Source organism: Nocardiopsis halotolerans DSM 44410, from assembly GCF_000341065.1.
In the GTDB taxonomy this organism is placed as follows: domain Bacteria; phylum Actinomycetota; class Actinomycetes; order Streptosporangiales; family Streptosporangiaceae; genus Nocardiopsis; species Nocardiopsis halotolerans.
Genome location: NZ_ANAX01000054.1, coordinates 33128 through 57487 on the forward strand (window position 1 = coordinate 33128; position 24360 = coordinate 57487).

General features: G+C 71.9%; 19 protein-coding genes and 2 pseudogenes (1 of these 21 running past the window's edge). 12 read left to right on the plus strand and 9 right to left on the minus strand.

Annotated elements, in window-relative coordinates:
* Nucleotides 1–1306 (plus strand): annotated as a pseudogene (locus tag D455_RS29180) (DNA repair ATPase); it begins 3723 nt to the left of the window's first position.
* Between the two features lie 71 nt (nt 1307–1377).
* Here D455_RS29180 and D455_RS32500 read toward each other — a convergent pair.
* From D455_RS32500 to D455_RS0104390, 3 genes and pseudogenes are all read right to left on the minus strand, one after another.
* Nucleotides 1378–1614, minus strand: a pseudogene (locus D455_RS32500) (Txe/YoeB family addiction module toxin); the annotation flags it as partial.
* Nucleotides 1611–1862, minus strand: a complete 252-nt coding sequence (locus tag D455_RS0104385; RefSeq protein ID WP_026122306.1) for a type II toxin-antitoxin system Phd/YefM family antitoxin — start codon at nt 1860–1862, stop codon at nt 1611–1613. The gene D455_RS0104385 and the pseudogene D455_RS32500, both read right to left, overlap by 4 nt.
* 89 nt (nt 1863–1951) lie before the next feature.
* Nucleotides 1952–2557: a suppressor of fused domain protein gene (locus D455_RS0104390; protein ID WP_026122307.1), complete on the minus strand. Its 606-nt coding sequence runs from the start codon at nt 2555–2557 to the stop codon at nt 1952–1954.
* Between the two features lie 626 nt (nt 2558–3183).
* Here D455_RS0104390 and D455_RS0104395 point away from each other — a divergent pair.
* The 6 genes from D455_RS0104395 (at nt 3184) to D455_RS29190 (ending at nt 9586) form a co-directional block, all read left to right on the plus strand.
* Nucleotides 3184–3594: a hypothetical protein gene (locus tag D455_RS0104395; RefSeq protein ID WP_017569552.1), complete on the plus strand. Its 411-nt coding sequence runs from the start codon at nt 3184–3186 to the stop codon at nt 3592–3594.
* 206 nt (nt 3595–3800) lie between these two features.
* Entirely contained in the window at nt 3801–4415 is a 615-nt protein-coding gene (locus tag D455_RS34400; RefSeq protein WP_017569553.1) for an RNA polymerase sigma factor, read from the plus strand.
* Complete coding sequence (locus D455_RS0104405) at nt 4412–5530, plus strand: CU044_5270 family protein (protein WP_017569554.1); 1119 nt, start codon at nt 4412–4414, stop codon at nt 5528–5530. The genes D455_RS34400 and D455_RS0104405 overlap by 4 nt, the downstream gene beginning before the upstream one ends.
* A 284-nt stretch (nt 5531–5814) precedes the next feature.
* Nucleotides 5815–7632, plus strand: coding sequence for an acyl-CoA dehydrogenase (locus tag D455_RS0104410; RefSeq protein ID WP_017569555.1), 1818 nt, complete (start codon nt 5815–5817; stop codon nt 7630–7632).
* A 172-nt stretch (nt 7633–7804) separates the two neighbouring features.
* A complete protein-coding gene (locus tag D455_RS0104415) occupies nt 7805–8623 on the plus strand; it encodes a MerR family transcriptional regulator (protein ID WP_017569556.1) in 819 nt (272 codons plus the stop codon).
* Nucleotides 8624–8752: 129 nt separating this feature from the next.
* Nucleotides 8753–9586 (plus strand): SDR family oxidoreductase, encoded by an 834-nt coding sequence (locus D455_RS29190; protein WP_017569557.1) that lies wholly within the window; start codon nt 8753–8755, stop codon nt 9584–9586.
* A gap of 93 nt (nt 9587–9679) precedes the next feature.
* On the opposite strand, the gene D455_RS0104425 is transcribed toward D455_RS29190, so the two are convergent.
* From D455_RS0104425 to D455_RS0104440, 4 genes are all read right to left on the minus strand, one after another.
* Nucleotides 9680–10096 (minus strand): PIN domain nuclease, encoded by a 417-nt coding sequence (locus D455_RS0104425; protein WP_017569558.1) that lies wholly within the window; start codon nt 10094–10096, stop codon nt 9680–9682.
* Nucleotides 10093–10314: a type II toxin-antitoxin system VapB family antitoxin gene (gene vapB / locus D455_RS0104430; protein ID WP_017569559.1), complete on the minus strand. Its 222-nt coding sequence runs from the start codon at nt 10312–10314 to the stop codon at nt 10093–10095. Before vapB ends, D455_RS0104425 begins: the two co-directional genes overlap by 4 nt.
* A gap of 213 nt (nt 10315–10527) precedes the next feature.
* A complete protein-coding gene (locus tag D455_RS0104435; protein ID WP_017569560.1) occupies nt 10528–10956 on the minus strand; it encodes a TIGR03668 family PPOX class F420-dependent oxidoreductase in 429 nt (142 codons plus the stop codon).
* Between the two features lie 87 nt (nt 10957–11043).
* A complete protein-coding gene (locus tag D455_RS0104440) occupies nt 11044–12330 on the minus strand; it encodes an MFS transporter (RefSeq protein ID WP_040684424.1) in 1287 nt (428 codons plus the stop codon).
* Between the two features lie 565 nt (nt 12331–12895).
* Here D455_RS0104440 and D455_RS0104445 point away from each other — a divergent pair.
* From D455_RS0104445 to D455_RS0104460, 4 genes are all read left to right on the plus strand, one after another.
* Nucleotides 12896–13273 (plus strand): hypothetical protein, encoded by a 378-nt coding sequence (locus D455_RS0104445; RefSeq protein ID WP_017569562.1) that lies wholly within the window; start codon nt 12896–12898, stop codon nt 13271–13273.
* A 417-nt stretch (nt 13274–13690) separates the two neighbouring features.
* Nucleotides 13691–14827, plus strand: a complete 1137-nt coding sequence (locus tag D455_RS0104450; protein ID WP_026122308.1) for a WD40 repeat domain-containing protein — start codon at nt 13691–13693, stop codon at nt 14825–14827.
* 147 nt (nt 14828–14974) lie between these two features.
* Nucleotides 14975–17116, plus strand: coding sequence for a serine/threonine-protein kinase (locus tag D455_RS0104455; RefSeq protein WP_026122309.1), 2142 nt, complete (start codon nt 14975–14977; stop codon nt 17114–17116).
* Nucleotides 17117–17129: 13 nt separating this feature from the next.
* Complete coding sequence (locus D455_RS0104460) at nt 17130–19202, plus strand: serine/threonine-protein kinase (protein WP_017569564.1); 2073 nt, start codon at nt 17130–17132, stop codon at nt 19200–19202.
* 2094 nt (nt 19203–21296) lie between these two features.
* Here the strand turns inward: D455_RS0104460 and D455_RS0104470 are convergent.
* Nucleotides 21297–21956: a hypothetical protein gene (locus D455_RS0104470; protein ID WP_017569566.1), complete on the minus strand. Its 660-nt coding sequence runs from the start codon at nt 21954–21956 to the stop codon at nt 21297–21299.
* Between the two features lie 187 nt (nt 21957–22143).
* On the opposite strand from D455_RS0104470, the gene D455_RS0104475 reads away from it, so the two are divergent.
* On the plus strand, nt 22144–22596 hold the full coding sequence (locus tag D455_RS0104475; protein WP_017569567.1) for a GerW family sporulation protein: 453 nt from the start codon (nt 22144–22146) through the stop codon (nt 22594–22596).
* A gap of 212 nt (nt 22597–22808) precedes the next feature.
* Here the strand turns inward: D455_RS0104475 and eccD are convergent, their stop codons facing one another.
* The gene (eccD, locus tag D455_RS0104480) at nt 22809–24143 is read right to left on the minus strand and encodes a type VII secretion integral membrane protein EccD (RefSeq protein WP_017569568.1); all 1335 of its coding nucleotides are present in this window, start codon (nt 24141–24143) and stop codon (nt 22809–22811) included.
* Nucleotides 24144–24360: the final 217 nt, after the last annotated feature.

Below are 24360 nucleotides of genomic sequence, written 5' to 3' on the forward strand. Positions count from 1 at the left end.
GGTGCCCGCCTACCGGGATTTCCAGCGGCGCCGCAACGCGCTGGTCGCGGCCGAGCGCGAGCGGCTCCGGCTGGAGGAGTACAGGCCGAAGGTGATGAGCGGGTTCGTCCGCAACAGGCTGCTGGACGAGGCGTACCTACCGTTGATCGGCGACAACCTGGCCAAGCAGCTGGGCGCCGCCGGTGACGACAAACGCACCGACCAGAGCGGTCTGCTGCTGCTCATCTCCCCGCCCGGGTACGGCAAGACCACGCTCATGGAGTACGTGGCCAGTCGTCTGGGGCTGGTGTTCGTGAAGGTCAACGGGCCCGCGCTGGGGCACGCGGTGACCTCGCTGGATCCGGACGAGGCGCCGGACGCGACCTCCCGCCAGGAGGTCGAGAAGATCTCGTTCGCCCTGGAGATGGGCGGCAACACGATGCTGTACCTGGACGACATCCAGCACACGAACCCCGAGCTGCTCCAGAAGTTCATCTCCCTGTGTGACGGCCAGCGCCGTATGGAGGGGGTGTGGAACGGGCGGACCCGGACCTACGACCTGCGGGGCAGGCGCTTCGCGGTGTGCATGGCGGGCAACCCGTACACGGAGCGGGGCAAGCGGTTCCGGATCCCGGACATGCTGGCCAACCGGGCCGACGTGTACAACCTGGGCGACGTGCTGTCGGGCAGGGAGGAGCTGTTCGCGCTGAGCTACGTGGAGAACGCGCTCACCTCGAACCCGACCCTGGCCCCGCTGTCCACGCGGAGCCGGGAGGACGTGTACCGGTTCGTGCGCATGGCCCGGGGCGACGACTCGGTGGGCGTGGACCAGCTCGACCACCCGTACTCGGCCGCCGAGGTGGACCGGATCGTGTCGGTGCTGCGCAAGCTGCTGCGGGTGCAGGAGGTGGTGCTGGCCAACAACCAGGCCTACATCGCCTCGGCGGCGCAGTCGGAGGACGCGCGCACCGAGCCGCCGTTCCAGCTCCAGGGCTCGTACCGGAACATGAACCGGCTGGCGGAGAGGATCGTGCCGGTCATGAACGACGACGAGGTGGAGGCCGTGATCGACGACCACTACCTCGGCGAGGCGCAGACCCTGACCTCGGGCGCGGAGGCGAACCTGCTCAAGCTGGCGGAGCTGCGCGGGGTGATGACCCCCGAGCAGAAGACCCGCTGGGCGGAGGTCAAGGAGGCCTTCCGCCGGAGCCGCGCGCTGGGCGGCGCCGAGGACGACCCCATGACCAGGGCCATCGGCGCGATGGGACTGCTCGCCGACCGGGTGGGCGAGATCGGCACCGCGATCGACAGGTCCCGCGAGGGGTAGGCGCGGGGGCGGGGCCGCCGTCCGGGAACGGGCGGCGGCCCGGCGGGTCGCTTTCCGTGGTGGTAGCGGCAGGTGGCGGTACGGATCTCGTCCCCGCTGATCCGGTGGGCCAACCGGTGTTCGTCGGTGATCCGCCGGGACGGGTGGCCGTGGAAGCCGTGGCGAAGGGGTTCGGGTGTGCCCACGCCCTCGTTGCCGTCGCGGTCGATGTCCTTGACCAGGGCGCTGACGCGTTTCAGGATCCTGCGGTCCCGGCCCCGCCACCAGACGTAGTCCTCCCAGGCGCTCTGCGCCCGGACCGGTTTCATCCGGCCAGGTCCCGTTCGATCCCCTGGTCGGCCTCCAGCTCTTCGATGGCGGTGACGAGGCGTCGCGCGTTCTCCGGGCCGCGGAGGAGGGAGGCGGTCTCTCCGGGGGTCTCGTACTCTGACGAAGCCATCATGACCACCGGTTCATGCCCGGCTCTGGTGATCACGACCTCCTCGCGGTCGTTCACGACGGAGTCGAGCGTGGCCGCGTAGTCCGCGCGGGACTCCGAGTAGCTCATCGTCCTCATCGCTCCGCCTCCCGGGACCGCCGTGTGCGCCAACCCTCGTTGGACGAGATCCCGTACGCGCGCTCCCTGGGTTCTCTACCGCGACGGGTTCAGAGGCGGACGGGTTCGCGCGACGGGTCGGTGAGCATCCGCGGGTCGCGGTCGCGCAGGACCGCGACGAGCGGTGTGGCGGTCCCCGCCTGCTGGACGTCCTCGGCCTCCCCCGTCGTCAGGCCGACGATCTGGTGGAAGAGGACGATCCCGTTGTCGGTGTCCATGACGCGGACGTCGACGTCGGGGATGATGACCAGGGAGGTCATGTCGCCGTTGGCGGGCTCGCCGCCGAGCGGGGACGGGGTGATGATCCAGTGGCCCACGTCCAGGTCGCTGCCCGAGAGGAAGTGGTCGGCGAGTGCGTGGAGGACGCGCAGAGGCCAGGCTGGCACGGTCTCGTCGCCCTCCTCGCGCGGGACGCGGCAGGTGAACTCGAACCCCGCGCCGGAGACCCGGGGTTCCTCGCTGGTCTTCTCCCCCAGTTCGGTCAGCCCGAAGGACACCAGCAGCCAGTGGCCGTCCAGGGGGTAGGCGAGCACCCCGTCGAGTCCCCGCTCCGACTTCCCGTCGGCGGCGAACTGGATGGTCAGCGGCTGCACGTCGGGATAGCGCTCCGCCCACTCCTCGTAGATCCGGACGAGTCCGGGCAGCATCTCCAGCATCGCGTCGTCGCTCTCCACCTCGGGTGACCTTCCGGCCTTCGAGGATATGAGCGCGCCGGGAGCGTCCGGTCCGGTGGTGGACGGCCGGGACGCCGTCGGCCCCGTCCGAGCGTCGCGGACCCGCCGGGAAACGCCCTGGAGATCCACGTGTCCGCCCGACAGGAGAACCGCAGGACACGAACAGGAATCCGGGGGAATATGGTGCCGCACGCCGACGGAGCGAGCCATTCCACAGAGGGCGACCGGATGAAAGCGCGTTACCCGGCAGCGAATTCAGCCCCCGCCGCCGATGACTGACTCGGGCGGTGACGGCCCCGGCCACGGAACCCACGTCCCGCACCGATCGGGGGAACGGGCTCCTACCGGCCAGGAAACCATCCCCACCCTCCTGGGACGGCACGACTCCTGGAACGGTACGAACCACTCAGTCAGGACAAATCCTCGGAATTCGAGGACGCGACCGAAGAGTCCTCCGGTCCGATGCGATCGCGCATCCTCCGGGGACCGCACCGGGGCCCGTGCCCCGCGTTTCGCGTGACCTACGCGGGGCACGCCTCCGCGTAACGGCCACGACCCCCGGAATGCGGGACTCCATTCACGTAACGCTCCCCCAGGAAAGGAACACGATGAATCGCGATACCCGCTCCACCGTGCTGGCGCTGTTCTCCGTCAGTCTGCTCACCCTCGGCGTGACCGGTTTCAGCCAGGAGGCGGCCGGCGCCGAGCCGCGGGGCGCCGAGATCCAGAGCGCGGACGACGGCTCCGAAGGGTTCACCGGGACCCTCTCCGGTGAGGTCGTGTACCTGGCTCCGGGCGAGTACATCGTCAACGACCAGGCGTTCCACGTCACCGAGGACACGCGGATCCTCGGCGGTCTCTACACCTGCGCCCCCGAGGTCCCCACCGACGACATGACCGGAACCGTGGAGTGCGGCCTGGGGGAGTTCGAGTCCGAACTCAGGGACGGCACCGTCGTCCTCGCCGGAGTCGAGGTCGTGGACGGGGTGGCCCGGACGATCACCGAGTTCCAGGCCTGATCCCCCGGGCCCGGGACGGCGAGCGCGACCGGGCCGACCAGGGCGGTGCTCCCCCACGGGACACCGCCCCTCCCCCATGTCCGCCGTCGGTTTCCGACCCCACGTCCTCACCGCTGACAGCCCTCCGCCGATCCGCGCGGATCCGTGCGTAACACTCGGCGCGCACGCCGACATGTAGGGAGAACGACGACCACGGAGGCCGCCCCATGAGTACCGACCACGTGCCCGGCGATCGCGACGGTCCGCCCGACGAGACGGAGTTCCGGCGCTTCTTCACCCGCCACTACCGGGCCGTGTACGACTACGCCTGGCGGCGCGTCGGCCCGTCGATGGCCGACGATGTCGCCTCCGAGGCGCTGGTCGTGGCCTGGCGGCGCTTCCACGAACTCCCGGACCGGCCCCTGCCGTGGTTGTACGGCTGCGCCCGCAGGATCGTCATGGCCAAGGCGCGGCAGGCGCGCGCACGTGACGAGGCGTTCGGCGCGTTCGACGACGAGCGGTTGGCCCAGGCCGGAACGGACACCGCCGACGCGGTGGTGCTGAGGGAGAGCGCCCTGGGTGCCCTCGCGACCCTCAACCCGGCCGAACGGGAACTCGTGATGCTCGTGACCTGGGAGGGTCTGAACTCCCGGGAGGCGGCGCGGGTCATCGGCTGCACCCATGCGGCGGCCCGGGTGCGCCTGTACCGGGCACGCAGGCGCATCGAAGCGCACCTGTCCGGGGACGGCGCCGAGAACGCGCACACCGGCACCGCCGGTACCGGACGCGCTGCCGGGGCCGGTGTCCCCACTTCCGGCACCACTGTGGAGGGAACGCGATGAACGACGTCCGCGAGCTGAGGAGACTGCTCGGAACGCACGATCCGTGCTCCGGCACCGTGATGGACGACGGACGGGTGTCACGGGCCGCGGAGGCCGCGGAACGGATGCTGGCCGCGGCTCCGGCGGACGCGCGTGTCCGGCGGATCCGGAGCCCGCGGCGGCGGTGGACGACCGTGGCCGGTGCGGTGACGGCGGCCGCCGCGCTGAGCGGAGTCCTCGTCCTCGGCACGGAGGCCGGGACGGGCCCCCTCGCCCCTCCCCGGGCGTACGCGGAGGAACCGGCACCGCTGCGCGTGGAGTCCGTCGAACCCGCCGACGCCACGGAACCGCTGCTCACTCTCGCCGAGTCGGCCGAGACGGCCGAGGACGCGATCGCCGCCGCGGACGGCGGTGACGTCGCCTACGTCCGCACGTCGCGGATGGACCTGCTGATGGTGAACGGCGGCGGCGACGGACCCGACAGCTCCGGTTTCGTCCCCGCGGAGACGGAGTCCTGGTACGCACCGGACGGCTCCTACAGGGAGGCCTACCGCCCCGAGCCCCCGGAGGATCTGCGCGGCGACCACGAGGAGCACCTGGAGATCCTGGACAGCGGCCCGGAGGACCGAACGTATCCGGCGGGCTCCCTGCTGGAGGGGATGCGGCCCGAGGCGCTGCCGGCCGACCCCGACGAGGCGGCCGAGGCGTTCGCCCGGGCCCCCCTGAACGGAGGCCCCGGCGGGGAGCACGACCCCGAGGACCTGCGGGTGTTCATGACGGGCCTGGACTTCTACCACGACCGGCTGCCGATGGGGCCGGAGGAACGCGCGGCGGTGCTGCGCGCGCTGGCGGAGAGGCCCGAGTTCCGGTACGTCGGCCGGGCCGACGACCGCGAGGGCCGGAGCGGGCTGCTGTTCGAGGCCTCGGTGGAGTCGGACGGCGCGAACCCCGCGCTGCGGTACCGCCTGCTCTTCGACGAGGACACGGGCGCGCTGCTGTACCGGGAGGAGCAGCAGAACGGCGAGAACCCGATCGGCGAGCGCCTGTCGGCCTTCGGGTTGGAACCGCCGGTACTGACGTCCTATGTCACCTACCTGGAGTCGGGCTGGACGGAGGACCTGGAGTCGCGGCCCTGAGGTGCGTTCCGGCCGTCCGGTCCGTCCCCGACGGCGCGGGTGAACGCGGGGAGGTGGTGACCACCGCCTCCCCGTCTCCCATCGCGCGCATGGGAGCGCTCCCGTGATGTGGATCACACCCCTTCGTCCTCCGCTGGAACTTTCGTCCCACTTTCGTATCCGCTGAGACACAAGTCCCTGCCCCCTACTGGCGCAGGTGGCTACTCGGTAGTAACATTGACTTGTTACTAGTCGGTAGATCCGCGTGTACAGACACCGCGGCCAGGGACACAGCGGAGCTGTCCATGACGCATTACAAGAGCAACCTGCGCGACATCGAGTTCAACCTCTTCGAGGTCTTCAAGCGCCAGGACGTACTGGGCGAGGCCCCCTTCGACGAGCTCGACGAGGAGACCGCCCGCACGATCCTGGACGAGGTCAACCGCCTCGCCACCGGCGTCATCGCCGAGTCCTTCGAGGACGCGGACCGCAACCCCCCGGTCTTCGACCCGAAGACGAACACCGTCGCGATCCCCGAGAGCCTGAAGAAGTCCTACCAGGCCTACATGGACGCCGGCTGGTACAACCTCGACCTCCCCCAGGAGCTCGGCGGCCTCGGCGCGCCCCGCTCCCTGGTCTGGTCCGCGGCCGAGCTGATCCTCGGCTCCAACCCCTCCGTCCACATGTACTCGGCCGGTCCGGGCTTCGCGAGCATCCTGTTCTCGGAGGGCAACGAGAAGCAGAAGGAGTTCGCCCGCCTGGCCATCGAGCGCGGCTGGGGCGCCACCATGGTGCTGACCGAGCCCGACGCCGGGTCGGACGTCGGCGCGGGCCGCACCAAGGCCACCGACCAGGGCGACGGCACCTGGCACATCGAGGGCGTGAAGCGCTTCATCACCTCGGCCGAGCACGACATGAGCGAGAACATCTTCCACCTGGTGCTCGCGCGCCCCGAGGGCGCGGGCCCCGGCACCAAGGGCCTCTCGCTCTTCCTGGTCCCCAAGTACCTGGTCAACGAGGACGGCTCGCTCGGTGAGCGCAACGGCGCCTACGTGACCAACGTCGAGCACAAGATGGGCCTCAAGGCCTCCACCACCTGCGAGCTGACCTTCGGCGACAAGCACCCCGCCATCGGTTACCTCGTGGGCGACAAGCACGACGGCATCCGCCAGATGTTCCTCATCATCGAGTACGCGCGCATGATGGTCGGGACGAAGGCGATCGCCACCCTGTCCACCGGCTACCTCAACGCCCTGGAGTACGCCAAGGAGCGCGTGCAGGGCAACGACCTGGCCGGGGACAAGAACTCCCCCAAGGTGACCATCACCCACCACCCGGACGTGCGCCGCAGTCTCATGACGCAGAAGTCCTACGTGGAGGCCATGCGCGCCCTGGTCCTGTACACCGCCACCCAGCAGGACGCGATCCAGATCGCGCACCAGGCGGGCCGGGACGTCACCGAACTGGAGGCGATGAACGACCTCCTGCTGCCGATCGTCAAGGGCGTGGGCTCCGAGCGCTCCTACGCGCTGCTCGCCGAGTCCCTCCAGACCCTGGGCGGCTCCGGGTTCCTCCAGGAGTACCCGATCGAGCAGTACATCCGCGACGCCAAGATCGACACCCTCTACGAGGGCACCACCGCGATCCAGGCCCAGGACTTCTTCTTCCGCAAGATCGTGAAGAACGGCGGCCAGGCGCTGGGCAGGCTCGCGGGCGAGATCAAGGCCTTCGCGCAGAGCGACGCGGGCAACGGCCAGCTCAAGGAGGAGCGCGCGCTGCTCCTGGAGGGCGCCGAGAACGTCGAGAAGATCGTCGAGCTCATGGTCGGCCACGCGATGGGCTCCGCCGAGGACAAGCGCGAGCTGTACAAGGTGGGCCTGAACTCCACCCGCCTGCTCATGGCCTTCGGTGACGTCGTCCTGTCCTGGCTGCTGCTGCGCCAGGCCGAGGTGGCCCTGAACAGCCTCGACGGCGCCAGCGACGAGGACAGGGACTTCTACACCGGCAAGATCGCCGCCGCGCGCTTCTTCGCCGAGCAGTTCCTGCCGCGCATCGCCGCCGAGCGCCGCGTCGCCGAGGGCGTGACCCTGGACCTCATGGAGGTCCCCGAGTCCGCCTTCTAGGACGCGTCCGGCTCCGCCGAACGGGCGGGACGGCCTCCGGGCCGCCCCGCCCGTTTCGTGTGCGCCGGGGCCGTCACCGCGGGCAGGAGAGAATGGGGGGCTGGGCGTCCCCACCGTCCGCACCGGTCGCCCTTGACCCTCACACCGTGTCAGGCCCTGAACTGGACCCACCATGTTGACCATCGGAGAGTTCGCCAAACTCGGAGGGGTGTCGGTGCGCATGCTCCGGCACTACGACTCCGTCGGCCTGCTGCGTCCGGCCAGCACCGACCCGTTCAGCGGCTACCGCTTCTACGAGGCGGCCCAACTGGCCCGGCTCAACCGGATCATCGCCCTCAAGGACCTGGGGTTCCACCTGGACCAGGTCGCGACGATCCTCGACGAGAGGGTGGACGCCACCGAACTGCGCGGAATGCTGCGGCTGCGCCGCGCCGAACTGGCCGAGGCCCTCACCAGGGCCCGGAGCAGCCTGGCCCAGGTCGAGGCGCGCCTTCGCATCATCGAGAGTGAGGGGACCATGCCCACCCACGAGATCGTCACCAAGTCCCTGCCCGCACAGCACCACGTCGAGCTGACCGGGGTGGCCGCCTCCTTCGTTCCCGAGGACATCGGCCCCGTCGTCGGTCCGCTGTTCGAGGAGCTCTGTGTCCGTCTGAAGGCCGCCGGTGTCACCCCGACCGGTCCCGGCCTGGCCCGCTACGAGGACGCCCCGGAGGGCGGCATCCTCGTACACGCCTCGATGCCGGTGAGCGCCGACCTCCAGCACGTCCGGGGCCTGGACGTGGTGGACCTCCCGGCGGTGGAACGGGCCGCCGCCATCGTGCACCGCGGTTCCATGGCCCAGGTACTGCCCACCGTCCAGGCCCTGGCCCACTGGATCGAGGACAACGGCCACCAGGCCGACGGCTACACCCGCGAGGTCACCCTGGAGGCCCCCGAGGACCTCGACGGCTGGGTCACGGAGGTCCAGGCCCCGCTCACCACCGCCTGACTCCCCCCCGGGGGACCGGACCGCGTCCGACCCCCGGGCCACGCCCGTTCCACGTGTACGGGCGACCGCCCTGGGTAGCCGACTCCCCGAGCACACGCGCCACCGGGGGCGCGCGAAAGGGGGCAGACCATGGCACGCGACGACCGCGTCGAGGGCGCACGCGAGTTCGACGACTACGACCGTGTGGCGCTGGTGACGGGTGCGGACAGCGGAATCGGCCGGGCGACCGCGATCCGCCTCGCCCAGGAGGGGTTCGACGTCGGCGTCACCTACATGGAGGACGAGGAGGGCATCCGCCGCACCGAGACCGAGATCCGCGGCGCCGGGCGCCGGGTGGCCGTCCGCCAGCACGACCTCACCGATCCCGTGCGGGGCTCCGAGGCCGTCTCCGAGCTGGTGGAGGAGCTCGGTGGTGTGGGCGTCCTGGTCAACAACGCGGGTACCGGCTCCGAGGAGCTCCTGCTGGAGACCGGCTACGAGCGTTGGCGCGAGATCCTGTCCGTGGACCTGGACGCGCCCTTCCTCTGTTCGAGGATCGCGGCCACGCACATGCGCGACGCCGGTCGCGGCGGTCGCATCGTCAACATCACCAGCGTGCACGAGGAGTACCCGCGGGTGACCGCGGGCGCCTACTGCGCCGCCAAGGGAGGGCTGAAGCTGCTCACCCGCACCCTCGCCCTGGAGTTGGGGCTGTACGGCATCACCGTGAACGCCGTGGCGCCGGGTGAGATCGCCACGCCCATGACCGGCCAGCACGAGGAACAGCCCGCGCTGGACTCGCGCGCCGGGTACCCGCTGCCCCGACCCGGTCACGCCTACGAGGTGGCCGAGGCCGTGGCCTTCCTCGCCAGGCCCGAGGCCTCCTACGTCACCGGGGCCTCCCTGTTCGTGGACGGCGGACTCTCGCTGATGGGCCCGCAGGCCGGTGGCGCGCTCCAGGACGCCACCTGGCGCGCGGGCTGAGCCTCCCCGGACGTCGTCGGTCAGAAGGGGTCCTCCCCCGACCGCGGAGGGTGGCCGGGGCGGTCCGAACCCGTCTCCGTGCCCCCGGCCCCGTCAGAGGCGCGTCTGGGCCGTTCTCAGCCTCTCCACCGGCTGCCCCGTGATGTCCGCGATCAACTCGAAGTCCTTGTCCAGGTGGAGGACGGTGAGTCCGGCGCGTTCGGCCACCGCGGCGATGAGAAGGTCCGGTACGCCCGGAGCCCGGTGCTGTCCTCGGTCCGCGAGCATCGCCTGGACCTCGACCGCCCGGTCCTCCATCGCGGGCGTGACGTACTCGACGGGCATCACCGCGAGCGGTGGACGTCCGAGAAAGTCGCGCAACTCGCCGCCTGACCTGGCGGAGAATCCGATCTCCAGGCGGGTCACCGTCGACACACGCACCATCCCGCGCTCGATGCGCGTGGCCCAGTCCCGCGCGTCGGGGCTCGCGGCCAGCCGGACGAACGCGGACTTGTCGACGAGCCAGGTCATTCCCACGCCCGTTTCATGACGTCCGGGTCGGCGAGATCGGAGAAGGCCTCGGAGAAGCGCGCCAGGTCGTCCACGGTCACCGTGCCACCGGAGGCGCGCGCCGTCCGCTCCAGTGAACGCCTCAGATACTCGCTACGCGAGAGCCCCTGTCTCCTCGCGTCAGCGTCGATCACTTCCAGGACACCGTCCGGAACGTCCCGGATCAGCACGTCGGCCATGGAACCACCTCCAGTGATATCCAATGATATCACCGCGTATCCCGCGTGCTCGGGTGAACACGGAAGGCCTTCCTCGCCAGGCCCGAGGCCTCCTACGTCACCGGGGCCTCACTGTTCGTGGACGGCGGACTCTCGCTGATGGGCCCGCGCGCCAGGTGGCGCGCTCCAGGACGCCACCTGGCGCGCGGGCTGAGCCTCCCCGGACGTCGCCGGTCAGAAGGGGTCCTCCCCCGCCGACCATCCCGACCAGCGGTGGACGTCCACGAGGATGATCGCCTCCGAGGGCGGCTCGTCGCGGTACCGGGGGTAGCGCTCCACGAGCCGGTCCCGCGCCCGTTCCCAGGCCGGACCCGAGTGCTGGACCAGCGCCTCCCCGTCGGCCCGGATCCACCACAGGTGGTCCCAGTCGCCGTCGTACTCGTCCACGAGCAGCGACACCCGGGGGTTGCCCTCGATGTTGCTCAGCCGTCTGAGCCTGTACGTGGTCTTGGGCTTGTGGTCCACGGGGATCGCGATCGTGTCACCGTAGGCGGCGAACACCACGGGTACCAGGTGGGGCTGCCCCTCACCGTCCACCGTGGCCAGCCTGGCGACGCTGCTCCTCGCGAACAGCTCCCTGGACCGTTCCCGGCTCCACCTCATACGACGAAGGTCCCACGCGTCCCGGGTGAGCACAAGAGGCCCGAACGCCACGTGTTCCCCAAGGTCGGCGCGCGGATGAGCGCGTCGCTACGCGCGGGGGCGGCGGAGCATGAAGAAGTACAGCGCCGCGGTCGCGCACGCCGTGGTCACGCACATCGGAACGAACGCCAACTGGAAGGACTCCGGCCCCTCCGGCAGTGCCTGGAGGACCGCGCCCGCCGCCACGGTGCACACCACGGCGGTCGTGAACCCGCTCATGTTCACCAGACCGGAGGCGACACCGGTCCGGCTCGCGGGGATGCCGTCGCGCGCGAAGTCGAAGGAGACCGTCGGCGCCAGGGTCTGTCCGACCGCGCTCACCGCCAGCACCGTCAGGCCCACCGCCACGGGTGCTCCGCCGGGCCACGCCACCAGCAGCAGCCACCCCAGACTCAGCGACGTCCCCAGGGTGAGGCCCAGCCAGCGGCGCACGTTGGGGTTGCTGCCGATCACGAGGCCCGCGACCGGGGCCATCCAGAGCCCGCCAGCGGCCAGGGCGGTGAGGGTGAGGGACGCCGTGTCCTCGGCCAGTCCCAGTCCGTTCACGAGGAACGGGTAGCCCCACAGCACCATCATCATCGTGAACGGCGCCATGACGGCCGCGTGGTGGGCCATGCCGATCAGCGGGCCGCGCGTGCGCAGCGCCTCCTTGACCGCGGCCCACACCGGGATCGGGTCGGCGACCGTGGACCGGCCGGCCGCACCGGCGGGCCGGTCGCGCACGACCACCAGGACCAGCAGGGCCATCAGCACGGTCAGGGCCGTGGTGGACAGGAACGCGGCCACCCAGCCGACCCCCTCCAGGGCCCACGCCAGCGGCGCGGCACTGGCCACCTGCCCCGTTCCGCCGACCACGCCGGTGAGCCCGCTGACGAGGGCGTAGCGCGCACGCGGGAACCACAGGGCGGCCAGCCGGATGACGTTGAGGAACACCAGGGCGTCGCCGAGCCCGATGAGGAACCGTCCGGCCACCGCCGTCCCGATACCGGGGGCGAGCGCGAACAGGCACGATCCGACCGCCATCGCCACCATGCCCATCACGAGCGTGTAGCGGGGCCCGAGCCGGTCGGCGAGCAGTCCGGCGGGGACCTGGAGGACCACGTACACCAGGAGTTGCAGCATCGGCAGCAGGGAGAGCAGCGCGGGGCCGGCGTCGAAGCGCGCCTGGGCCTCCAGGGCGGCCACCCCGAGGCCGTTGCGGTGCAGCATCGCCAGGAAGTACCCGCCCACGGCGACGGCCCACACGATCCAGGCGCGGGCGCCGCCCACGGGCTCGGAGGGATCGGCACCCTTTCCCGCAGTAGTCCTGTCACCGGATGTATCGGTCTGTGTCACTGGGCGACTTCTCTCCGTTTCGTGCGGTCCCTCCAGTGTCGTCGACGTACGGGACCGCCTCCTACACCGGGGTGAAAGGGCGGGCGAAACCGGAGGGAACGCCCACGGCTCGGGAGGAGCCGAAGGCGGCAAAGCCCGGGTTGGAGCGAGTCAAGGGCGCGTAACCTGCGTCAAGTCACGGATCGTCAGGGAAAAAGCACCAAGAGTCGTCACAACGAGTGACACTGACGACATCCGGAACGCCTTCAGGTACCTCTTTTGGGGCGCCCGAAAACCGAACCCACGTTCGCATGACATGCCCTGAGCTGGGGGTTCTTGTTTTTGCAGAGTCGAGACCCTTTCGTTAAATGTGATATGCGCCACATTCAGAAGTCTCGACTCGCAGGGGTTGGTTACTGCTAGCATCCGGAGCGCAAAGAATAACTACGAGGTAACGACACCGTTCACGCCTCACCAACTTTGTGGAGGGAAACCGCCAAGGTCGTCACGACGGGCGGAGCCCCTCGAACCGCGGCGACTTGCGCGGACACGGTCACCGCGGCACCCGAGACCACTGGAGACGACCTTGAGTCACTGGCGCCTGAACAATCCCCGGGCCTCCCGGGCGAAATCGGCCCTCGCCAGGCGAATCAAGCACAAGCCTCGCCACTCCTTCTGCGCCCAGCGCGCGATCGCGGCACTCCTGGGCGAACTCGCCTCCGTGACGCCCCGTCAGTTCTACTCGTCGGGCAGCTCCGAGATGGCCGTCGTCTCGGTCCAACGCGACGTCAACGTCTGGTGCCGCGACGGGCGCTTCTTCTGGAACGACCTGTTCCACGGCGGCCCCGTCTCCCACCCCGCGAACGACCCCGTCGGCGCGGCCGAACTCCTCAGCCCCTTCGCGCAGGGCCCGGAACCGGTCTACGGGCACGGCAGCGTCCTCACCCACACCGTCGCCGCCTGACGCCCTCCCGCGGCTTCGCCCGGTGTCCCGGCACCGGCTCTCCAGCACGCCCCTCCCGGGCACGGCCGTGCCCGGAGGCCGTGTTCCACGGTCCCGCCCCGTCCGGCGGGGGCGGGTGTCGCCGTCGTCCCGCCTCCCGAACCGTGAGTGCGCCACCCGCCCCTCCGGCGACCCGCGGGCTCGCCTCCGGCCCCGGGTCTCTCCCGCTCCCGCGCGCTCCCACCCGACGCCGCGCGCACAATTTTCGGATCTACGGCAACAAAGACTGACAGACGGGCACAGAACCCGTCCGAACCAGTCGGAACCGTTCCCCACCAGCGGTCTTCCCGCGTTACGGTGGCTGCTGACAACCGCACACGCACCGGCCCGAACCCGGCGGGTCGTCCTCAGCAACCCCTGTAACACCCCAGAGGACCCATGCGCCCCCTCACCCCCGAAGAACCCTCCGGGGTCTCCCGCCGCCGCCCGCTCATGCGTGTGGCCGCGCTGGTCGGTGTGCTGGTCCTCCTCGCGGGTGCGGGCGTGTACTCCGTCGTCACCGCCCCGTCCTGGGACCCCACGGCGGACACCGCCGACGGCGGGTGCTCCGCGTCCGGGGGGTCGATCTCCGCCAGCCTCGCGCCGACCGAGGCCCCGCGGACCACCTTCGCCGAGGACGCCCCGATCGCGCTGTCCTTCTCACCCGACAACTCCCTCCTGGCCGTCTCCCAGCTCGACGCCGTGACCCTGTGGGACTGGCGTGAGTCACGCGCCCTCGCCCGGATCGACCACGACTCCTCCGCCGTGCCGCCGACCCCCGTCACCTTCAGCCCCGACGGGTGCCTGGCCGCCTACGGCACCCAGGACGGCGCCGTCGTCATGGACCTGGAGACCGGCAGGAAGCGGACCGTCGGCGCGAAGGACACCGTGCGGGCGGTCGCCTTCAGCCCCGACGGTTCCTCGCTCGCGCTGGGCGTGGACGGCGACCCCGACGGACAGTTCCTGCACCTGCACGACACCGGGAGCTGGAAACTGGAGGCCCGACTGCCCGGGTCGGGTGTGCTGGGCTCGATCCGGTACTCGCTCGACGGCACCGTGGTGGCGGGCGGCGAGGACGACGGAGGCATCGCCGTGTGGAACGTCCTCGACCGCTCGTTGGCGGGCCTGATCCGCGACCGCTCCGAGGTCGGCGCGTCCGCGTTCGACATCCTCCCGGACGGCTCACGCCTGCTGGTGATCCGCTCCGGCTCGGTGGTCCTCGTCGACCGGGAGACCGGTGCGGTCATCCGCGAGTTCACGCCCGACGATGACGGGGGCATCCTGGTGGACGTCGCCTACAGCGCCGCGAGCGGCCGCGTGTTCGCCGCCCGGCTCGACCCCGCCACCGGCAGGGACGACATGGTGGCGTGGACCTACGCCTCCGCGACCGAGGTGGCGCTGGGCCCGGACCTGCCGCACGTGTTCCCCATGGCCCTGTCCTGGGACGGTTCGCGGGTGGCGGGCCTGCGCAAGGAGAGCGGAGACATCGCCGTCTACGACACGGAACTGTCCCTGCTCGACGTGATCGCGCCCTGACCCGGGGCGGGAGTCCCGCGGAGCACGCCCCTCCGACGCCGTTCCGGCCGAGCCGCTATGTTGGAGGGCACGTCCCCTCCCCCGCCCCGGCCCAGCTGGAACAGGCACCGGATCCGTGCCTCGACGCAGTGAGGAACACGTACCCCCGTGCAGCCCCTCGCCCACGACGACCCTCAGCGCATCGGCCCCCACCGGCTCCTGGCCCGCCTGGGAGAGGGCGGCATGGGCCGTGTGTACCTGACCCGCACGTCCAACGGCCACCTCTGCGCCCTCAAGGTGGTGAAGGAGGACCTCGCCCACGACGCCCAGTTCCGGGCGCGGTTCTCCAGGGAGATCCGCGCCGCCCAGCGGGTCAGCGGCCCCTTCACCCCCGCCGTCGTGGACGCCGACCCCGACGCGGACACGCCGTGGATGGCCACCGAGTACGTGCCCGGCCCCACCCTCAAGGAGGCCGTGAACGCGGGCGGCCCGTTCCCCGAACCGTCACTGCTCGTCCTCGCCCTGGGACTGGCGCGGGCCCTGGGCACCATCCACGCCGCGGGGATCATGCACCGCGACCTCAAACCGGGCAACGTGCTGCTGTCCCCACGGGGTCCGCAGGTCATCGACTTCGGCATCGCCCGCGCCGTGGAGGGAACCGTCCTCACCCGCACGGGGCAGACCTTCGGCACACCGGCCTACACCTCGCCCGAGCAGATCGTGGGGGAGGGCGTCACCCAGCGCGGCGACCTGTTCTCCCTCGCCGGAGTGGTGGTCTTCGCGGCCAGCGGCGAGCCCCCGTTCGGTCCCGGAAGCGCCGCCGAGGCGCTGCGCCGGGTCATGTCCGGACACCCGCGCCTGGACGCGGTCCCGGAGGGGCCCCTACGCGACCTGCTCGCCCGCTGCTTCGCCAAGGACCCCGCGTGGCGCCCCGACGCCGAGGAGGTCGAGCGGAGGCTGTGCGCGCTGCCGCGTCCCCCGGCCGAGCACGGCTGGCTGCCCTCCCCGGTCACCCAGCAGATCGACGAGCGGGAGGGCGAGACCCGCCGGGCGGAGGAGGCCGAGCGCACCACCGTGCCGATGGCGGGTCGGAGTCCGCGTCCGGACGCCGCCGGGGAACCCCCGCACGGTCCGCCGGACGATCCCCCGGAAGGCGTCCGGGAGAGGACCGGCTCTCCGGAGCGGACCGACCGCCCGTGGTGGCGCCGCCGCGCCGCCCTCGTCTCCACCGCCGCGGTGTCCGCGCTGGTCATCGGGGGCGGCACCACACTCGCCCTCACCGGTGCCTTCTCCGGCGGCCCCGGAATCGCGATCGCGCCCGATGCCGGTGCGACGCGGGAGCCCTCCGGGGAACCGTCCGCCACCCCCTCGGAGGCGGGCTCCCCGGAGGTCGAGCTGGGGGCGTTCGTCTACGAGGTCGACTTCTCCGCCGACGGCGAGACCCTGTACGTGTTCGGCATGACGACCCTGTCCGCGTGGGACTGGCGGACGGGCGAACCCGTCGACGTGTTCGAACCCCTCCCCAGAGCCGCCCAGATCGGTGCGGGCGACCACGTGGTCGCCGCCTACGACGACGTGGTCCGCGTCTGGGACGGCACCAGCGACGACGAGGTCAACACCTTCGGCGCGGACAACCGGGGACGCGGTTTCTACGACGTGCCCGCCCCGACCTCCGACGGCTCCCGGGTCGCCGTGCTCGCCGCGGAGAACGCCGATCCGCTGGAGGACCGTGTGATCCAGGTCTGGGACGTGGCCTCCGGCACCCCCGAGGTGGAGTTCCCCGTCGACGGCGTCCTCACGTACCTGAGTTACACCCCCGACGACTCCCTGCTGGTCGGTGTCGTCATGGAGCCCGGGTACGAGGAGTACGTCGGCGTCGCCGTGTGGGATCCCCGGACCGGCGAGCGGCTCCACCTGTTCGGGGGAGGGGACTCCTACGGCGTCGCGCTGTCCCCCGACAGCCGCACCATGGTGCTCCGGAGCGGGGAGCGCAGGTTCGACATCGTCGACCTCACCACCGGCGAGGTCGTCGTGCCCCTCGCCGAGCCCTCCCGGGAACAGGAGACCATCAGCGGACTCGGCTACTCCGCCGACGGCGACAGGGTGTACGCGGGAGCGTACGGCTGGGACGGCGACCGGGGCAGTGTGTGGGACGCCCGGAGCGGGGAGCTCGTCCACGACGCCGACGTGATGGTGTACGCCCCCATGGGCGTACACCCCGAGGACGAGTACCTGGCCACGGTCGCCGACGGCGGCGAGAGCGTGCTCATCCTCGACTCCGACCGCACCGTCGTCAACGAGCTGAGCTGACCGGAGGATCCCCATGCGAGAGCTCTCTCCCCGGGACCCGCGCGAGGTCGGCCCGTACCGGATCGTCGCCCTGCTGGGTGCCGGGGGCATGGGCCGCGTCTATCTCGGGCTGGACGGGGAGGGCGGCGCCGCCGCCGTCAAGGTGGTACGCGCCGAGTACGCCTACGACCCCGACTTCCGTGGTCGCTTCGCCCGCGAACTCGACCTCGTCCGCCGGGTGCACGGCCCCCACACGCCGCGGGTCCTGGCCGCCGACCCCTCGGGGCAGACGCCCTGGATGGCCACGGAGTACGTGACGGGCCCCTCCCTGCACGATCTCGTGCAGGCCACCGGACCACTGCCCGAGGACACGGTGCGGTTCGCCGCCAGGGGCATCGCCATGGCGCTGGAACGCGTGCACGCGAGCGGGCTGGTCCACCTCGACCTCAAGCCCGGCAACGTGATGGTCGCCGCGGAGGGACCGCAGGTGATCGACTACGGGGTCGCCCGCGTGCTGGAGGAGTCGGACGCGGACGGCCGGACCATCGGCACGCCCGGCTACATGGCCCCCGAGAGCGTCCGGCGGGAACCGGACGGGCCGCCCTCGGACGTGTTCGCGCTCGGCGGGGTGATCGTGTACGCGCTGACCGGTACCGGGCCGTTCGGTGAGGGCCACCCCTCCGCGGTCATGTACCGCATCGCCAACCACGACCCGGTGCTCACGGGAGTGCCCGAACCACTGCGCGGCGTCGTCGAGGCGTGCCTGGACAAGGATCCGGAGCGGCGGCCCAGCGCCGCGGGGGTGCTGGAGGCCCTGGGCGGAGCGGCACCGCCCGCGTCGTCCGCCGAGGCCTGGCTGCCGCCGCACGCCGCCGAGGTCCTGGACGGGATCGGCCGGGAGTACGAGGCGGCCGTCGGAGCGGAACGGGCCGGAAGGACCGGGAGGGACGGCGGTCCGGAGGGAGGCCTCCGGCGACGGAGGCGGCGCCTGCTGGTGGCCGGGGCGGCGGTGACCGCGCTGGTGCTCACCGCGGGTGTGGGCACGTGGGCGGCGGCCACCCTGGGCGACGGCTCCGGCGACCAGCCGCAGCCTGAGGAAACGGCCGATCGGGCGGGGTGCGACATCACCGAGGACATCGCGCCCGAGTACGCGCGGGCGGCCCAGAACCCTCCGGTCCTGCCGTCGGACTCGATGGTCGGTACCGCGTTCTCCGCGGACGGGCGGGTCGTCGCGGCGGGCGGCACCGAGGGGCTGGTCCTGTGGGACTGGCGGGAGGGCGTCGAACTCGCCCGGATCGGTGCGGAGATCGCACCGTTGAGCGGCATGCCCGTCCTCAGCCCGGACGGGTGCCGGATCGGTTACGCCGCCGAGGACGGCGCACACGTGTACACCATCGCGACGGGTGAGCACACGGTGTACCAGGAGGGCACGAGCGTCGGCACGATGGCCTTCTCGGGGGACGGCGGATCCCTGCTGCTGACCGACACCGCCACCGGGGTCGACGCCGACCTGCTCCGTGTCGACCTGGAGACCGACGAGGTCACCGGCGCCTACGAGGGGGGCGGCTTCGCCGACGGCGTCGCGGTCTCCCCCGGGGGAGGGTACGTGGCCACCGTGAACTCCCTGGGCGACGTGACCGTGTGGGACGCGGACGGCGGTGAGGCGCTCATGACGGCGGAGGACGCCAGGTCGGGCTTCGGTGACAACCTGGAACTGCCCAACGACGACGGCGACATCCTCTACATGACCGCGACCGGTGTCGTCCACGCGAACTTCCTCGAAGGCGGGGATCCCCGCGTCTTCGAACCCGCCGTCGTCCCTGAGAACGGGCTGAGCGAGTTCGCCCTGAACTCGGCCGCCGACCGGCTGTACGCCACCTACACCGCGGGGGAGCTCTACATCACGGAGGAGAACCGGGAGCGTTACGGGACGAAGGTGTGGGAGTTCTCCAGCGGCCGGGAGCTGACCCGGGAGGCGGACGCGGAGTACGCCAGCCTGCTCGCCGTACACCCCGGTGGCGAGGCGGTCACGGGACTCTCCCTGGGCCACACGTCCCTGCGGATCCTGGACCCCGAGGACCTGAGCCTCGTCGACACCATCGGCTGACGCCCGTGTTCCCTCTCCATCCCCACGACCCACCCTCCGTCGGCCCCTTCCACCTCCACGCCCGTCTGGGGGAGGACACCCACGCACGCGTGTACCTGGGATCGGCGCCCGGGGAGGCTCCCGTCGCGGTGAGGGTCGTGCGCTCGGAGTACGCCGTCGATCCGCGCTTCCGACCGGCGTTCGCCCGGCTGGTGGAGGACGCGTACGGGGCGGAGAGCCGGTACGTGTGCCGGGTGCGCGCCGCCGACACCGACGGCGCGGTCCCGTGGGTGGCGGTGGACCGGCCGCTCGGNGCCGATCTGGTTCGCGAGCACGGGCCGCTGCCAGCAGGCGCCCTGCACGACTTCGCGCTGGCCCTGGCGCTGGGGCTCGCCGACCTGCACGCGGCGGGGCGCACGCACGGGTCGCCGTGGCCGCAGGGTGTGGTGCTGTCCGCGGAGTCGGCGCTGCTCGCCGACCCCGGCCTGGAGTGGGCGGTGGCCGACCTCGACCGGAGGGCGCCGCACCCGTCGTTCGCCGCGCCCGAGGGCGGGGTCTCCGCGGCCACGGACGTGTTCGCGTGGGCGGCCACGGTGTCGTTCGCGGCGAGCGGGGTGGAGGGTCCGCCCGGGCTTCCGAGGGTCCCGCTCCAGCTGCGCGGGCTGGTCGACGCGTGTCTGCGGCGGGGAGCGGGACTGCGCCCCAGTTCCGCCGACCTGGTGCGCATGCTCGGCGGACCCTCCGATCCGGTGCCGTGGCCGCCGGAGGTGCTCGCGTCCGTCCGGGAGGTGGCGGAGCGCCAGCGGGAGGCCCTGGAGGAGGGGGCGGCCTCCGGCGGGGAGGCCTCCGGCGGGGACGCGGATGACGCCGAGGGGCCCTCCACGGGGGCGACGGACACGCCTCGGGGACGGCGGGGGCGGCGGGGGCGCGTCCTGGCGCTGTCCGCCGCGGGTCTGGCCCTGGCCGTGGTCGCCGGGATCGCCGTGTGGGAGCACCGCGAGCCGTCCGGTGGGGAGGCCGGGGGCGCCGAGGAGGCGAACGGCGTGATCACCGACGCCGCGTGTGGGGACGGTGTCGGGTACCCGGCTCCCGGGGGCGGGGTCGGCGGGGAGGAGGTGATCGCGCGGGAGACGGCCTTCAGCCCCGACGGCGACCTGTTGGCGGTCACCGCGTCCGGCGCGGGGCTCATGGTGTGGGACTGGCGCCAGCGTGAGGAGGTCGCCCGCCTCTCGGAGTCGGTGGTCACCGAGGCGGGTCCGGTGTTCGCCCCCGTGGGGTGCGTGGTCGCCGCGGTCCTGCCCACGGCGTACGAGGACCAGGAGCACCCGGTGGGCGTGGCGACCACCTTCGACCTGCCGTCGGGGACCACCACCGCACACCTGGGACCGCAGAGGGGACCGGTGGACGGCAACTGGACCGCCCGGCCGCGCGACGCCGAGGACGTGTCGTTCAGCCCCGACGGGTCGCTGCTGGGCGTGACCCTGGAGCATGTGGCGATCACGGGCGCGGACAGCGTGGGCGTGGTGGACACGGGGACCGGTGAGCGGACCCACACCCTGGCCCCGGAGTACGCCCACGAGACGGTGTTCGCGGATTCCGGGCGCGTGCTCACCAACAACGGTGGGAGGATCACCGTCTGGGACGTGGAGACCGGAGAGAAGCTGTACAACGTGCGCGGGGTCGCCCATGACGGGTTCACGGTCGTGCCCGACAGCGACGAGCTGCTCTACTTCGACGGCGAACGGGTCGTGTGGTGGGACTACGTCGAGCGCGCCGAGGTGGCGTCCTTCCGGCTCCCGGGGTTCGCCGACGCGGAGAAGCCGCGCTTCCTGGACCTCGCGCTCTCCCCCGACCGTTCCCGGGTCTACGCGAGCTGGTTCAGCCCCACGGGAGACGCCTTCGGGGGCGGGGGCCGGTACGACAGCCACGTGTGGGACGTGGAGACCGGCGAGGACCTCGCCGCCGGGAACGAGGACGCCGTGCCCCTGCACGACGTCTCCGTCCATCCCGGGGGCGGGGTGCTGGCGGCGGTCACCCCGGAGGGGAACGTCGTCATGGTGGACGCGGAGACCCTGGAGCCCCTGGGACAGCCGTTGTTCTGAAGGTGCGGGACCGCTACGCACCGGTGGCGGCGAGGACCTCCTCCGCCACCCGGGCGGCACGCGCGACCATCTCGTCCTCCTCGAGGTAGGAGACGTGCTCGTAGTCGACGACCTCCGCCGCCGTGTAGTCGACGCTCACCCCCATCTGGCCGTCGACCACATCGAGGGTGACGTCGGTTCCCTCCGAAGCGGCCTCCACGACCGCGTAGTCGCCGAGGCCGACCGAGGGGTCGGCGTCCTCCTCGGCGGGCGCCACCGCCTCGTCCTCGTAGGGCCCCTCCTTGATCTCCAGCCGGTAGGTGAGGCTGTGACTGCGCGGCGGGTCGAGGCTCACGGACACGGTGATGCACGACAGGGAGATGCCGCCGAGTCTCTCCACGTCCCCGGGTTCGGGAACGCCGCCGGTGCCCTCCTGGTCACCCGCCCGGTCCTCGGCCGGGCCGAGCAGTTCCGTGAGCGTCTCCTCCGAGAGCACCTGGCACAGGTCGTCGGGGGCGAGCTCCATCGGGTCGACCAGTTCGGCCGTCTCCTCGGGGTTCTCCTGCCCAGCGTCGGCCGCCCCGGCGTCCGGAGCCTCCGCGGTCTGCTCGGGCTCCCCGCCGCCGCAGGCCGTCAGCAGGAGGGCCAGGCCCAGGACGGTCGCGCTTCTCGCCGGATGGAGTGCAGGGGACACGGAGGGTTCCTTCCGCGGGGGTTCGGACGGCGGACACCATATCGCCCTGCACGCACATTCCGTCACTCAGTGTCCGGTTCCGGCCAGTCTCGCCATGGTGTCCGGAACAGGTCAGAACCGACCCGCGCACGGCGCCCGCACCACACAATGGTGGTGTAAGCACCTCACCCCGAAGGGATCCGCCGCCATGTCGGACACCGCGCTCGGCCGTCGCAGCCGCCGTACCAGCCCCGCTCTGTCCGCCCTGGCCAGGCTCATCGAGAACACCGGGGCCTCGGCCCGGTCGTCGTCGGTGTTCGGCGACCCGGTCGTCGCTGAGGGCGCCACGGTCGTGCCGGTGGCCCGGGTCACCGCGCTGACCATGATGGGCGGGGGTTCGAGCCGCATCCCCGCCGCAGGCGGGGACGGCGCCGGGGGCACGGGTTTCGTGCGGGTCCGGCCCGCGGGGTTCCTGATGCTCGACCGCGAGGGGCCCCGGTACCGCCCCATCCGGCAGCCCGCCTCGCTGCTGGTCATCCCGCTGGCCGTGGTCGCCGCGGCGACGGCCACCCGCATCGTGGGCGTCTCGCTGCGCGAGGCGCGCCGCCGTCGGGCCCTGGCCACCATGGAGAAGGCGCACGAGGAGAAGCGCTCCGACTGACCCGAGGGGCGTGTGGTGCGAGGAGCGCGGTGTGGACGCCGGAGGGTCACACCCGGGGACCGGGGAGCCGGGGAGGAACGGTGCTCTCGAGGAGGAGTGCCCCCTCCGGCCTCGGATGTCCTCCACCATGTCCATGAGCCCGGTGGCGGAGAAGTCGACGAGTCCGCGCCTTCCCGGGTCAGCACCGGCACCGGGCAGCGGCCGTACCGGACCTACGCGGTCATCCGCTGCACGAAGGCGAACAGGCCCATCCCCCAGGCGAACATCGCGCACATCGCGATGATCACCAGGATCTCCGTCAGGTTCAGGATCCGGCGCAGCGAGGCCCGCGGCACGTCGGTCAGCCGCACCCAGCTCAGCACCCCGAGCACGACCCCCGCCACGAGCGCCGCCAGCGGCAGCCACGGCGCCAGGAACGCGTACTCGACGACGGCCGCGACGCCCGTCGCCCCCAGACCCAGCACACCGGCCAGGCGCAGCGGCAGCACGTGCCGAACCCGGTCGAACAGCCGCGAGCGCAGCACCAGCAGCACCGACAGCAGTCCGCACAGCAGCAGGTCGGGCAGACCCGTGGCCAGGTAGGCGAGCAGCACGACCGTCGCGCCGCCGCTCACCGCCGCGCCCAGCACGACGCCCAGCAGCAGCCGGTCGGTGTTGCCGAACGTGTCCTCGAAGCGCTCCGTCGTGACCTGCCCCGAGCGCCCCACCTCGTAGTCGAGCCCGGACAGCCCGCCCATCACCATCGCCACGCGCGGCAGCGCGCCCACGCACAGCGCCAGGGCCAGCCCCATGGCACGGGCGCCCTGCACCGGTGCCACGAAGATCCCCACCACCACGAGCACGGCGGCCGTCACCGCGAGCACGCCGAGCCCGGTGACGTAGGCCAGTCCCGTCTCGTGCGTCGCCCAGCCGATCACCGCCACCAACAGCGCACCGGACAGCCCGAAGGCGGCCATCACCAGCGGATCCGCCGAGGTCACCAGGGTGGCGGCGAGAACGGCGGTGACCGCGCCCCACACACAGGCCGTCGCGAACAACACGTGCGCGACGGCGGGCAGCGGCCTGCGCGCGGCGAGCAGCATCACCGCCACCGTGAACAGGGTTCCCGCCGCGGCGATCCCCAGGTGCCACGCGGACGGGCTCAACCGCGTCATCAGCCCCAACAGCAGCAGGGGGCCGATCGCCGCGACGAGAAGGCCGAAGGACAGCGTCGTCGTCGGGTTCCAGATGTGCCCGGTCTCGTCGACCCGGTCCTCGACCGCCCCGCGGACGTCGTCCACGTGCGCGGGCCTGCTCGGCGCGGTGCGGCGGTCCAGCGTCAGGACGTCACCGTCGTAGACGCCCGCGTTCTCCAGCGGCTCGTCCGGACGGACGGGATGGCCCTCCAGGGTGGTCAGCGTCCACGCGGCGGGCTCGGTCCCCTCCTCGTCCGGGGCGCAGACCTCGATGATCCGCGGCATCAGAGTGGCCACGGGGACCGTTCCGGGAAGTGCCAGATCGGCCCAGCGTTCCGGCCCGGTGACCGTGACCCGGCAGTATCCACTCACGCCAAGAATTCCTTTGTCGTCGTCGTGGGCGATGGTCGCCCACGGGGGGCAGGGGAGAAAGCGCGAATTAGGTGATTCGCGGGGATCGCGAGATCATTCCTAGCGTAGTCACCCAGACACCAGCCCCCCGTAGGCGGACCGAAAGAGATCCCTGTGGCGACGAGACCCGTCCCCCGCCCGGCTCGCAGCGTCCCGAACGCCCCCGGGAACACTCCGC

Excerpts from the sequence above, each read along its gene's own strand:
- D455_RS0104435 (WP_017569560.1), bottom strand. The coding sequence starts at position 10,956 with ATGAGGTGGAGCCGGGAACGGTCCAGGGAGCTGTTCGCGAGGAGCAGC.
- D455_RS0104425 (WP_017569558.1), bottom strand. The coding sequence starts at position 10,096 with ATGACCTGGCTCGTCGACAAGTCCGCGTTCGTCCGGCTGGCCGCGAGC.
- D455_RS0104460 (WP_017569564.1), top strand. The coding sequence starts at position 17,130 with ATGCGAGAGCTCTCTCCCCGGGACCCGCGCGAGGTCGGCCCGTACCGG.
- D455_RS29190 (WP_017569557.1), top strand. The coding sequence starts at position 8,753 with ATGGCACGCGACGACCGCGTCGAGGGCGCACGCGAGTTCGACGACTAC.
- D455_RS0104395 (WP_017569552.1), top strand. The coding sequence starts at position 3,184 with ATGAATCGCGATACCCGCTCCACCGTGCTGGCGCTGTTCTCCGTCAGT.
- D455_RS0104450 (WP_026122308.1), top strand. The coding sequence starts at position 13,691 with ATGCGCCCCCTCACCCCCGAAGAACCCTCCGGGGTCTCCCGCCGCCGC.
- D455_RS0104410 (WP_017569555.1), top strand. The coding sequence starts at position 5,815 with ATGACGCATTACAAGAGCAACCTGCGCGACATCGAGTTCAACCTCTTC.
- vapB (WP_017569559.1), bottom strand. The coding sequence starts at position 10,314 with ATGGCCGACGTGCTGATCCGGGACGTTCCGGACGGTGTCCTGGAAGTG.
- D455_RS0104475 (WP_017569567.1), top strand. The coding sequence starts at position 22,144 with ATGTCGGACACCGCGCTCGGCCGTCGCAGCCGCCGTACCAGCCCCGCT.
- D455_RS0104390 (WP_026122307.1), bottom strand. The coding sequence starts at position 2,557 with ATGCTGGAGATGCTGCCCGGACTCGTCCGGATCTACGAGGAGTGGGCG.
- D455_RS0104405 (WP_017569554.1), top strand. The coding sequence starts at position 4,412 with ATGAACGACGTCCGCGAGCTGAGGAGACTGCTCGGAACGCACGATCCG.
- D455_RS0104415 (WP_017569556.1), top strand. The coding sequence starts at position 7,805 with ATGTTGACCATCGGAGAGTTCGCCAAACTCGGAGGGGTGTCGGTGCGC.
- D455_RS0104385 (WP_026122306.1), bottom strand. The coding sequence starts at position 1,862 with ATGAGGACGATGAGCTACTCGGAGTCCCGCGCGGACTACGCGGCCACG.
- D455_RS34400 (WP_017569553.1), top strand. The coding sequence starts at position 3,801 with ATGAGTACCGACCACGTGCCCGGCGATCGCGACGGTCCGCCCGACGAG.